Genomic DNA, 12,751 nt, shown 5'->3' with positions numbered 1-12,751 from the left:
ATATAATAGGTCCAGAATGAATGCAAATGAAGAAGAGTGCACTATATTTTACCAATAAATCGAGAGAAACTCTGCTTCTATTAATCTTGTGTTTTTTATTTAACTTTTCTTCTGCTCAGGAAGTGCTAGATAAACTAAAGGAACAATATGATAAAGTATCTGTTACGAATCCAGAAAGATTAATTGTTGCCGGCAAATATGCAACTGCCTTATTTTTCAATCAACAAGAAGTTAAGGCCGGTCAAATCCTTAAAGATAATATCCAGATAGCAAGTCGCTTACCAGATGGAAAATATGCGGCTAATCTTTATGCGATTGAGGCTATGAATTATAGAATCAGCGAGCGTATAAAAGAATCTAAAAGTAGTTTTGATAAGGCAAAAGAGTTTGCTAGCAAATCTAAAGATGTAGAGATCAAGGGTTATATAAGTTATTGTGAAGGATGGCTATATACCAGAAATAATAAAGAAGGTGAAGCTGTTAGAAGTTTTCTACGTGCGATCCGCTATTTTGATCAGGCTCCCCCATCCCGTACACTTAATAGCCGTAAATCTACAACTTACAAGGAGCTAACTTCAATTTATGCGAATTGGAATGAGCATCAGCTACAGGAGAAATATAGTCTACTTGCTTTAGATCTTGCTATTCAACAAAATGATCCCATTGCTATATTTGACGCTTATATGCTCATGGGGTATATGTATGAACAACAGTACATAAAGAACGATACTAACCACAAATTACGAGATCAGGCAGAAAAGTATTACCTCTTAGCTATTAATACGTATAACAAAAATAAGGCTACAATCCCCTTCCCATCTAATCTATCTTTTGTTGCTAATAATCTAGCTTACCTCTACTTTAGTTTTTTTCCTGATTCTTATCAAGATCAGGCAATTCAATATGCTGAGCTCGCCCTAAAGCAGGGAGCAGCGACTCAACAATACACGCATGTTGCATCTGCTTACGGTATAATGGCGGAGATCGCACTGAAAAACAAAAAACCTGAGCGTGCTAAAGCCTATTTGTTGTCGGCACTTATGGAGATTACTAAAAGCAGTGTTCCGGATCAGAACATCATCCTCAGTATTTACGAGAATCTCTCTGAAATTGCGGAACAGGAGAATAATCTTGCTGAAGCCATACGTTACCATAAAGTGTATATGGAAACATTTAAATCCATATACAATCAAGAACAATTGGAATTGGGTAAACGACTAGAAGCACAGTTTGATAAAGAAAGACAGCAACAGCAACTTATCAGAATGCAACTGGAAACGGATAAAAAAGAACAGCAGCTCCGTTTGCTGCATACCGTCAGTCTGCAGCAAAAACAGCAATATGAGAATTTGAAGTTGCATGAAGAAAATCAGCGAAAAGAACTTGAGCTCACACAGCTTGAATCTGAAAAAAGAACCCAGGAACTCAAGCTATCTCGTTTAGAGACACAAAATCGTGCTCAGGACATCCTCAGTTTCAAAAATGAGATTTCTTATAAAGAGAAAATAAATAAATATTATGTGGCTTTGATCTTGTTTTTTTTACTGGTTCTACTATTAATGCTATACGCATATAAACAGCGGTCCAAAAGTATGCGTCAAAATAAGGAACTGTACAATTTCTCTTTAGATAAGGAACGTCAGAATTCAAAAATATCAATATTAACTGCTATGCTTGATGGTCAGGAACAGGAACGAGGACGATTGGCCAGGGACCTTCATGATGGACTAGGAGGCCTCTTATCCACCACAAAAATCAGTTTATCTCAATTGACAAATAAAGTGGATAGTCCAATGAAAAATGATATGCAAAAATCTCTTCTGCAATTGGATACTGCTGTACAAGAGCTAAGACGTGTAGCTCATAATCTGATGCCCGATTTGCTAAATAGATATGGTCTGGAAGAAGCATTACAAGATTACGCTGTTCGTATGTCCAATGTACAATTGGATATTGATGTACAATTTTTACATTATTCGAATCAACTTACAAAAGATGAACAATTACTTGTTTATCGGGTCATCCAGGAGTTGGTTAATAACGCAATAAAACATGCTGACCCCAAACAAATTATCATTCAAATTGTAGAAGAAGCTGATTATTACACCATCACTGTTGAAGATGATGGAAAAGGATTTGATATTGATCAGGTTAAGGGTAATCACTCAGCAGGCCTTCATAATATACAATCGCGGATCGATTTCCTTAAAGGGAAATTTACTATACAGTCGGAAAAAGATGTGGGGACAAGTGTTGAAATTATATTTCCAAAAAAATAAAATAAATGATTAAAATAGCAATTACAGATGATCATCCTTTGCTTTCGGAAGGATTGAAAAATATCCTTTCTAAGGAAGATATGTTAGAAGTAGTGGGTTGTTATCCTGATGCATCAACCATGCATAAAGCGCTTTCGGATGGGCCTGTTGATGTACTTTTACTGGATATTAATCTTCCTGATGCCAATAGTATTGAGCTGATCAAACCGTTGCGGTCCAAGTATCCTCAAATGCGTATTATAGTAATCAGTGTACATAACGAATATGCTGTTATCAATAGTGTACTGCAAGAGGGGGCCCAAGGTTATATTCAAAAAAATGCTTCTGTGGAAGAGATTGTTGCCGGAGTTGAACAGGTTATAAAAGGAAACAAATTTCTATGTTCTCAAACAAAAAATATTGTTGAAAGAAAATCAAAAGATGAACTCAAAAGTGTTCCAAAATTGACCCGTAGGGAAAAGGAAGTGCTAACTGAGGCATCTTTGGGATTAACAACGGGGCAAATCGCAGAAAAACTATTTATTAGTCCGCATACTGTGGAAAGTCACCGTAAAAATTTGATTGAGAAATTTGACGCAAAAAATCTTAGTTCTGCAATTAAATTAGCGTTAGAATATGGATTGATTCGTCAATAGTAGAACTTTGATTGATAAAACCACTAGTTTCGGGGATTGTAGAAATTGCTTCTAATCTCTAGCTTTGAGTAGATGTAAAATTGTTAAGAACCTAGAAAGAAAATCTGATGCCGTACGATGATGGCACGGTAATTAGCAGGAATAATAGCAAATCCTTTAAAACAATAAAAAATGATAAAACTTAAGCCGTTTTCGCGATTAATAATCTTAATCTGCTGTTGCAGTTTATTGACAAGTTGCTTTGACTTTATCGAAGATATCAATCTAAATGCCAATGGTTCTGGCAGTATTAAAGCTACACTCAACCTTAGTAAAAGTAGTACTAAAGTAGCCTCTCTGATGAAATTAAAAAGTGTAAATGGCATTCAAATTCCGACAAAAGAGAAGATAAAGAGTGAAACCGAGGACATGATCCATATTTTAAAAAATACCCCAGGTATAAGTCAGGTGCAATATAATTTAGATTTTAACAATTATATTGCAACTGTCTCCTGCAATTTCGCTTCCGTAAATGCTCTGAATAATTTTAGTAAAGCACTTGGAACTCATTTTAAAAGTGCCCTCGGTAATAATAATAATTATTCCTACGATGCTAAAACTGGAACCTTTACCAGAACATATACGCACTCTCCTACTTTAAGTAAAGAGTATGCCCGTATATCTGAAACTGACCGCAAATATTTTAATGATGCCTTTTACACACAGATTATACGTTTTGATAAAACGGTCAAATCACAAAAACATGCTTCAGCAAAAATATCCAGTTCTGCAAAAGCTGTTCTACTTAAGTTAAAGGCTACAGATCTTGCTAGTGGCAAAGTTTCATTAGCCAATACCATCACTTTAAATAACAAATAACTACATGAATATTAAATTCTTACCCTTGTTAGCATTATCTGCTTTTGCAGGAATGGAGGCTACAGCTCAAGAACTGACCAGCAAAATACCGGCTCATGCCGACTTTGTTGTTTCTATTAATAATAAAGCTATCGTAGAACAAAGTTCTATGGAACTGCTAAACGAAACACTAACTAAACTAGGTGCATTTGAACAGGCCAAAAACATGGATTTTCCAATCAAAAACCTAAAAGAGCTGGATTTTAATCTAGATAAACAGGCTTATGTTTACCGTGCAAATACCGATAGTTTACACTACATTGGAATTTTACTTCCCCTGAAAGCAAACCATCAGGTTAAACAACATATGTTTTCACAATATGAAGTTCTTCCAATATATAATGGATATGAAAGAAGAGTTTCAAAAGATGGTAAAACACAGGTTGCCTGGAATTCAGAAACAATGTTTATTCTCACAGGTGATGTACACAGTCAATACTTTCAAATGAAAGATGTAGCAGACCGTTACGGCTTAGATCTTGGCTCTTATGCGACGGACACCTGGACCTATAATGAAGCATTAGGTGATGCGGCAACCGCAGCTACGGCTGCTGCTGAAGAAGCTGTGGAGGCTATGGAAGAAGAAACTTTTGAGAGTGAAGAGGAAATTTTACCTGATACCGTGAACGTATTAGAAGAAATAAGCGAAGCTGAAATGGAGGCCGTTGAAGCTGTTGTTGATTCGACTATAGCCATATCCGCAGATCAATGGGATGATTCAGTAGACACAGTAGAGGCTTACGATTTGGAGTCGGACTCACTTTATCTTCTAAATCAAGCTCGAGAAGCTAAAAATGATTCTATTAAAAATAAATTATTTGGAACATGGCTTGCAAATGACTTTAATGGCTACTTAGATCCTAAGAGCAACATGGCAAACAATAAAGCGATCAAATTAACAGATAACAAACATCTGATTCGTCTGTGGGTGCCCAATGTAGATAAATTATATCAAGGTGCATTGCCTTATGATGTGTTAAAATTGGCCTATGGTATTGATATGGATAAATTTAAATATGGATATGAGGAAGGTACATTTGATTTAATCCAGGATCAGCATACGATTAAGTTTACTGGAACTTTGGGAGTCGATGCTGAAATGGCAAAGATTTTCAAACCGTTGTACAATGGTAAAATCAACAAGAAATTTGCAAAATATATCCCTGAAAACCATTTAGCATATGCTGCCGTAAATATTAATACGGAAGCTTATCTAAAACAACTGCCAGCCCTTGTGAATCGTTGGTATGCTCCCATTGCTGGCGAATATAGTGACGTTGTCACCATTGGCGCTACAGCTTTAGAAATTGCACTAGATGAGAAAGCAATCGGTAAAGTGATGAAAGGTGACCATGCTTTTTTCTTAAATGATCTTCAAAAGGTTAATAAAGAGTATGTAACCTATGAGTATGATGATGATTACAATTACAAAGAAATTACGAAAATGAAAGATGAGTATGTACCTAATTTCTTATGGATGTTTACTTCTCAAGATCAAAGATTGTATAAACGTACACTTGACTTCGCTGTAAAAAAACAAGAAGTAACTTTGGAAAATGGTATTTACAAAATTGCTGAGCAGAAAAATATAAAACCAATCTATATCCTTTTCAAGGAAGATCTTGTATTTGTAGGTAGTGATGTAGAACAATTAACTTCTATTGAACAAAACCGTTTTAAAGGTACTAAAAATGCAAAAGTGAAAAAGGATTTACTTGCTAACCCATTCAATTTGGTTGTTCACGCGAATGCTATTCCTGAAGTAGTCCATAAACTAGAAGTACCAGTAACTGCTTCATTGCAACAAACAATGAAAGACCTATCGACTTACGGCGATATTCAATTAAGAGGAAGTACGTTAAAAAATCGTCAATTCTCTGGTGAACTTTCTATAGAATTGCCAAAAGAGGATAAAAATGCATTACAGTATATTTTAAAACATATCATGCAGAACATGGATAGTAAAATCGCTAATTAATTATACATGAAAAGGATTACAATTATCATCTGCTCGCTATTACTTATACTTATATCGTTCCTATGGGTGACTTATACTGTCCGTAAAAATAGGATTGAAAAACAATATGTCAGTCAATCAAGTACCGGTATTCTCTCCATTGCTGTTGATGACTTACTGTTGGATAATGTATCTCAGCTCTTGAGCTTTGATACCCGTTCTACAGGAATAGAAGGTGGTGAAGACTTGATAAAAAAAATCGTATGGAATTCGGGAATATCTATTCCAGCCCGTCTGTTTTTATTTAGTACTGATACACAGAAAAATCAATTCTGCGGAATATTAGCTGTATCGAACTATGATGATTGTTTTTCTTTTTTTGCAAACCAATATCCGAAGGCAATTAATTTTGTAGATAAAAAACAAGGTATTGTCAGTGTTAATATAGCAAAACATATTAAAGTACTGTTTGATCATAATCATCTTGTTTATTCGATTGGACTTGATCCTAATTCGGATTTTAATGAGCTCCGTGCACTGTTAAAAAATCAAGATGCATGGGTACAGATCGGTTCTTTTAAAGGCTTTGAACATGCTTTGACCAAAAAACATATTGGTTATGCCCTAAAAGACAAAAGTTTAATGGCTGAAGCTACTGTTACGAAACATAAGACAGCCATTACTGGACAGTGGTTGTTATCTGAAAGTATAGAACAGAACCTTCAGGTAAGAAAGATAGATACAGCTAATCAAATTGTTACCTTTTGGAGTTTATTGTCGCTAAATGATCTTCCTTTGTTATCCCAGATTATGAGCAAGTATACAGGATTCAATCAGGAACAGTTAAAGAAGAATTATGCTAATTATTTGGATTTAGAGATTAAAACCGATAGTGTCATCCAAAAAGACACGTCGATTGCATATGCTTATGATGATGATTTTAATGCTATAGAAGAAATAAAAGTGACAGAAATTGCTGTTCCTTATATTGTACATACCTGGAAATATAACGAGCCATTAGCTGCGTCCCTTCCTGGTAAAATGTTTTATCAATTTCATAAAGCACATATCGATTCATACTTGTTAAATACAACTTCTGAACGATCTCCTGATCGGATTCAAAATGAAAGAACTCAACACCCTTTTTACTTCTTTATTGATTTTAATGCATGGCCAGAAAAGTGGACAATATATCCATTTAGTAAATTAAAACAGAGCAAAGTCAGCGCTACAATGACAACTACTCTTATGGATAAAAACAAACTTGCTATAAAGGGAGAAATCACCTACTAGTACTAGTAGTCATATTTGGTTTCATGAAAACAGACAGTACTTAAAAAATACTGTCTGTTTTTTGTTATATCTAAGGTTATATACTATGCTAATATCACTCGCTTTAAAAAGATCTGCACAAGTCTCTTTATATTTGCAACAATACAAGTTTTAACAAAGTTTGAAACTGCTTACCATGTTCAAGCAATTCTTCAAATGCATAATCCATTTCATATAAATAAGCTTTTTAAATTATTATATACATCACATTGCAAGATATTACCCTTACCTCTACGGAGATTCAGCTCATCAATACATTTATTTTTCAGCCCTGTGGATTAACAATGGCACATAGAAAATATGAACGAGAAAGTCAAGAATATGATGCTCAAAATTTTGATCTAGACCATTTGAAAATTAAGTATAGGAAAGCCAAGATAACACCTAAAAAGATTGGTCAATTCGTTACCTTATGGTATAGGGATGCAGCTGGAATTACGACTCCGTATGCAGGTAGTAACCCTATTGATTTTTATATAATAGCTACCCGAAAAGATAATGATGTTGGATTGTTTATATTCCCTAGAAGCATTCTGTTAAAACATGGTATCTTGAGAGGTGAATGTAAAGCTGGTAAACGAGGTTTTAGAGTCTATCCAAATTGGGATATCGCCGAGAATAAACAGGCTAAAGAAACACAACTTTGGCAAAAATTATACTTTATAGAGATTCTTGCAGGTGAAGAGGTTGACTTAAAAAAAGCTAAACAACTATTAACCTTATGATGGGGTAATTTTAAAAAATTATTTTCAAGATTCTAATCTATTGTACTTTTCATTTATTTTATGTAAATTGTAAATACCAATTACAGACATAATTGAATCATTATGCATCCATTTCGAAATAAAAATAGAAATCATTCCATTATGAATGAAAATAAGGATTCTAAAAAACCAAATGCTCATCCTTTTGTGAGGTCTAATTTTCATTTACTCGACAAGGATACAAAATCGCATAATATGCTAAAAATCCAACAAGTACCTATTGTTAATGAAGAGACCTTAGAACAGGTTATATTCGAAATGAATTTAATGAAGAACAAAAATTAGTATTCCACCATACTTTATAATTTTTATAAATAAAAAGGCTCCATTCATGATGAATGGAGCCTTTTTATTTATAAAATCACGACTATAAAGAAGCGATTGCATTATTTAATGTTTGCGAAGGACGCATAGCGGCTGTAGCCAAATCATCATTGGGGAAATAATAACCACCAATGTTTTGTGCTTTACCTTGAGCACCTATCAACTCTTCGTTGATCTTAGCCTCATTTTCAGCTAATGATTTAGCTAAAGGTGCAAACTTCGCTGCGAGTACGCTATCCTTTGTTTGTGCAGCTAAAGCTTCAGCCCAATAAGCTGTCAAATAGTAGTGAGAACCACGGTTATCGATTTGACCTACTTTACGTGCTGGAGATTTATCATTCGCTAAGAATTTTTCTGTTGCCACATCCAATGCTTCTGCCAAAACTAATGCCTGCGCATTATTCTGTGTTTGTGACAAATGCTCTAAAGATGCTCCTAAAGCTAAAAACTCACCTAGAGAATCCCAACGTAAATAACCTTCTTGTAAGAATTGTTCAACATGTTTTGGAGCAGAACCACCAGCACCTGTTTCAAATAAACCTCCACCATTCATTAAAGGAACGATAGAAAGCATTTTTGCAGATGTACCAACTTCTAAAATAGGAAATAAATCTGTTAAATAATCACGTAATACGTTACCCGTTACAGAAATTGTATCTAATCCTTCGCGGATACGGTCTAAAGAAAATTTAGTTGCCTCAACAGGATTCATAACAAAAATATCTAATCCATTTGTATCAAAATCACCTAAATATTTCTCAACTTTTTTGATGATTTCTCTATCATGGGCACGATTTTCATCTAACCAGAACACTGCAGGTGTAGCCGATAAGCGCGCGCGGTTAACCGCCAATTTTACCCAGTCTTGAATAGGTGCATCTTTAGTTTGACACATGCGGAAGATATCACCAGTTTCAACTCTTTGTTCCATCAAAACATTTCCATTTGCATCTACTACACGGATCGAACCGTTTTCTGATGCCTGGAAAGTTTTATCATGTGAACCATATTCTTCAGCTTTTTGAGCCATTAAACCCACGTTGGGAACAGAACCCATAGTTGTAGGGTCTAATGCGCCATTTTCTTTACAATCTTCAATAGTTGCTTCATACACTCCTGCATAAGAACGATCTGGAATAATAGCGATGGTATCTTGCGATTTTCCTTCTTTATTCCACATCTGTCCCGAAGTACGGATCATCGCTGGCATAGATGCATCAACGATCACATCTGAAGGCACATGTAAGTTCGTAATACCTTTATCAGAGTTTACCATTGCTAAATCTGGACCATTCGCGATAGCGGCTTCAATAGCTGCTTTAACTTCTGCCTCTTGCGGATTACCCGATATTTTTGCAAATACTTCTCCTAAACCATTATTTTTATTGATACCTAAAGAGTTGAATAATTCACCATATTTAGCAAATACATCTTTAAAATAAACCTCTACGATAGCACCAAAAATAATAGGATCTGATACTTTCATCATCGTTGCTTTTAAATGAGCAGATAATAAAACACCTTCAGCTTTAGCCGCAGCAATTGTATCTGCAACAAAACCTTTTAATGCATTTAAGCTCATTACTGATGAATCAATTACTTCACCTGCCTTTAATGGAGATAAACCTTTTAATTCTGTAGCGGTACCCGCTGCATTAACAAATTCAATTTTGAACTGTCCTGCGTTTTCTACTGTTACTGATTGCTCAGTCTCATAAAAATCACCGTGAGACATGGACGCTACGCGTGTCTTAGAATCTGCTGACCAAGCACCCATTGAATGCGGGTTTGCTTTAGCATAATTCTTAACAGCTTTTGGCGCACGGCGGTCAGAGTTTCCTTCACGTAAAACTGGATTTACAGCTGAACCTAATACTTTTGCATACTTTGCCTTAATCTCAGTTTCTGCTGCAGTTTCTGGATTGTCAGGGAAATTTGGTATCGCATAACCTGCTGCCTGCAATTCAGCAATTGCTCCCTTTAATTGCGGAATGGAAGCTGAAATATTTGGTAATTTGATGATATTAGCTTCTGGAGTTGTTGCCAACTGCCCTAATTCAGCTAAAGCATCAGCTACTTTCTGATCTGCGCTTAATACATCTGAAAAGTTTGCTAAAATACGACCTGCAAGAGAAATATCTCTTAATTCAACATCGATATCAGCTGTTTTGGCGAATGCTTGTACAATAGGTAAGAATGAGTAAGTCGCCAACAATGGCGCTTCATCTGTCTTGGTGTAAATGATTTTAGATGACATAATTTTTTTATTGAAATCTTTTAATTTGCTTAAACAAAATTGAAATTCAAAACGAGCGCTGAGGCTGATTCAAAATTCGCCTAAAGATAGGAAATTGAAATTTAAATCGCTACAAAAGGTTGAATTATGACGGTTAAAAGTAAAATGTTGGCATGACTGGATTAAACACAATTATATTTGTCTATTACCTTTCTTTTCAGATGCATGTGCACTTATATCCTATACGCACTACAGCCTACATCTAATTACTTAGTTAGTGCCCTCATTTCTTTTAATGAAATTACTTGAACGTTTGATCCATATGAAAAAACACTTTCTATCATTGCTTGAGCGAGCTGATGCGTTTTAATAGGCGCATAATGCCGAAAAAAACCTAATGAATTAAAAAAAGTAATTGCTTTCAGTCCGACCTTTTCTCCAAATCGATTTGAATTAGGTCTTTCTATAAAGCCTGGTTGCAATATCATAAGGTGTTTAAACCCAATTTTTTTGATTGCTTCTTCTAAACTTCCTTTCATACGATTATAGAAAATACTGGATTTTGCATCTGCTCCTATTGCTGATAATAGAACAAAATGGGATACTCCATTGTTGAAAGCTAGCTGTGCAAAATCCAGTGGATAATCGTAATCTATATGCCATTGTGCACCTTTACTTCCTGCATCTTTTAAAGTTGTGCCAAGACATGAAAATGCAACTTCTCCTTTTATAACTTGGTGATAAGATGATAATTTGTCAAAATCGACAATAATTTCCTCTAACTTATCCTGTTCTTCAAAATAAGCTTTACGTACTAATACACGTACTTTAGTGAAGCGTACATCTTCTAATAATAGCCTAACCAGTTCTCTTCCTGTAGCTCCACTTCCTCCAATAACAATTGCTTCCATGTATTAAATATAATGATTCGTTTCCATATTTCATTATGTTGTCAAATTCTCACTAAAATAAACGGAGGGACTGAGATTGCCTGTTAGAATCGTTAATTTTAGATTTATTATTTACAAATAACTTTAATACATGACTACATATACATTAAACAACGGGATTAAGATTCCTGCTATCGGTTTCGGAACCTGGCAAATCGAAGATGGTGCGCCTGCCTATAACGCGGTAGCTGAGGCATTAAATGCGGGTTATATTCATATCGATACTGCTGCCGTATATGGTAACGAAAAAAGCGTTGGAAAGGCCATTCAAGATAGTGGAATTGATCGTGATGATCTTTTTATTACGACAAAATTATGGAACGCGGACCGTGGATATGAGAACACATTAACTGCATTTGAAAAATCACTAGCTTTACTCAATTTAACTTATGTTGATTTATACCTTATTCATTGGCCGGCTAATGAAGCACAATTTGAAAATTGGGCAGAAATTAATGCTGATACCTGGAGAGCTTTTGAAAAATTATATGTTGATGGAAGAGTCAAAGCTATTGGTCTAAGTAATTTTCCTAAGAAATATGTTGAAACCCTTTTGAAGACAGTACAAATTAAACCAGCTGTCAATCAACTGGAATTTCACCCTGGGTATTTACAGGAAGAAACAGTTTCGTACTGTAAAGAAAACAACATTTTGGTACAAGCTTGGTCACCTCTTGGATCAGGTCGAATTCTTGACAATGAAGTATTGCTTTCGTTAGCGCAAAAGTATAACGTTAGTGTCGGCCAGATCTGCATTAAATTTGCACTACAGGAGGGTATTAATCCTTTACCAAAATCTACTAATCCGATCAATATCAAGGCAAATCTTGACCTATCAAATTTTGAATTGACTGCTGAAGATATAGCATCAATTAAAAATATGGGGGACTTAGGTTTTTCAGGACTCAACCCAGCAGAGGTGCCATTCTAAAAAAGAATTGTACTTAAAGTGCTACACGGGTCTTGTTTGTGTATAATTTACATCTGTACCAAGGTGACCAGGACTCTTAGTTAAGAATAAATTTTGTTGTAGAGATGTGATTGACTATGTTTGCATACATGTCTAATTCAGAAAAAAATCCATATCAACTGTTCAATAAAACCATCTGGTCAAATTGGAAAAATCAAGATGTTGTCTGCATAAAAGTGGAGGAATTATCACAGAGCAATGGAATTACATTCTTTGAGCTCATACCTGATTCTGAAATGCTTGATGCAGATAGTGAAACTTTGTATCCAATAGATTCGGAAGATGTCATGGATATGCTATTACCTAATGCACAAGTTAAATTTGTCGTACATGACATCTACATGGCGGATTTGGATGATTAATTATTATGATCGTGCATCAAAATTGATTAATAATCACAGACAACA

At 35.1% G+C, this 12,751-nt stretch carries 11 protein-coding genes; 9 read left to right on the top strand and 2 right to left on the bottom strand.

Annotation, left to right across the window (positions count from 1 at the left end):
- Positions 1-26: 26 nt before the first annotated feature.
- The 7 genes from EDF66_RS10780 (at position 27) to EDF66_RS10750 (ending at position 8,149) form a co-directional block, all read left to right on the top strand.
- On the top strand, positions 27-2,279 hold the full coding sequence (locus EDF66_RS10780; protein ID WP_132842551.1) for a sensor histidine kinase: 2,253 nt from the start codon (positions 27-29) through the stop codon (positions 2,277-2,279).
- Positions 2,280-2,284: 5 nt separating this feature from the next.
- Entirely contained in the window at positions 2,285-2,914 is a 630-nt protein-coding gene (locus EDF66_RS10775) for a response regulator (RefSeq protein ID WP_132773576.1), read from the top strand.
- A gap of 171 nt (positions 2,915-3,085) precedes the next feature.
- The gene (locus tag EDF66_RS10770) at positions 3,086-3,772 is read left to right on the top strand and encodes a hypothetical protein (protein ID WP_132842549.1); all 687 of its coding nucleotides are present in this window, start codon (positions 3,086-3,088) and stop codon (positions 3,770-3,772) included.
- Between the two features lie 4 nt (positions 3,773-3,776).
- On the top strand, positions 3,777-5,789 hold the full coding sequence (locus tag EDF66_RS10765) for a hypothetical protein (protein ID WP_132842548.1): 2,013 nt from the start codon (positions 3,777-3,779) through the stop codon (positions 5,787-5,789).
- Between the two features lie 6 nt (positions 5,790-5,795).
- Positions 5,796-7,061, top strand: coding sequence for a hypothetical protein (locus tag EDF66_RS10760; RefSeq protein WP_132842546.1), 1,266 nt, complete (start codon positions 5,796-5,798; stop codon positions 7,059-7,061).
- 323 nt (positions 7,062-7,384) lie between these two features.
- Positions 7,385-7,825: a MepB family protein gene (locus tag EDF66_RS10755; protein ID WP_132842544.1), complete on the top strand. Its 441-nt coding sequence runs from the start codon at positions 7,385-7,387 to the stop codon at positions 7,823-7,825.
- Between the two features lie 141 nt (positions 7,826-7,966).
- On the top strand, positions 7,967-8,149 hold the full coding sequence (locus EDF66_RS10750; RefSeq protein WP_132842543.1) for a hypothetical protein: 183 nt from the start codon (positions 7,967-7,969) through the stop codon (positions 8,147-8,149).
- Between the two features lie 82 nt (positions 8,150-8,231).
- Here EDF66_RS10750 and EDF66_RS10745 read toward each other — a convergent pair whose 3' ends face one another.
- Both EDF66_RS10745 and EDF66_RS10740 read right to left on the bottom strand, forming a co-directional pair.
- Positions 8,232-10,445 (bottom strand): NADP-dependent isocitrate dehydrogenase, encoded by a 2,214-nt coding sequence (locus EDF66_RS10745; RefSeq protein ID WP_132842541.1) that lies wholly within the window; start codon positions 10,443-10,445, stop codon positions 8,232-8,234.
- 245 nt (positions 10,446-10,690) lie between these two features.
- Entirely contained in the window at positions 10,691-11,335 is a 645-nt protein-coding gene (locus tag EDF66_RS10740; protein WP_132842539.1) for an NAD(P)H-binding protein, read from the bottom strand.
- Positions 11,336-11,465: 130 nt separating this feature from the next.
- Between EDF66_RS10740 and EDF66_RS10735 the strand changes: the two genes are divergently transcribed.
- Together EDF66_RS10735 and EDF66_RS10730 are read left to right on the top strand one after the other, a co-directional pair.
- Complete coding sequence (locus tag EDF66_RS10735; RefSeq protein ID WP_132842537.1) at positions 11,466-12,305, top strand: aldo/keto reductase; 840 nt, start codon at positions 11,466-11,468, stop codon at positions 12,303-12,305.
- Between the two features lie 128 nt (positions 12,306-12,433).
- Positions 12,434-12,706 (top strand): hypothetical protein, encoded by a 273-nt coding sequence (locus EDF66_RS10730; protein ID WP_132773561.1) that lies wholly within the window; start codon positions 12,434-12,436, stop codon positions 12,704-12,706.
- Positions 12,707-12,751: the final 45 nt, after the last annotated feature.

The sequence above is a fragment of the Sphingobacterium sp. JUb20 genome (assembly GCF_004342035.1).
In the GTDB taxonomy this organism is placed as follows: domain Bacteria; phylum Bacteroidota; class Bacteroidia; order Sphingobacteriales; family Sphingobacteriaceae; genus Sphingobacterium; species Sphingobacterium anhuiense.
The sequence above is the reverse complement of the archived record's forward strand: the minus strand, read 5'-3'. Positions and strand labels throughout refer to the sequence as shown.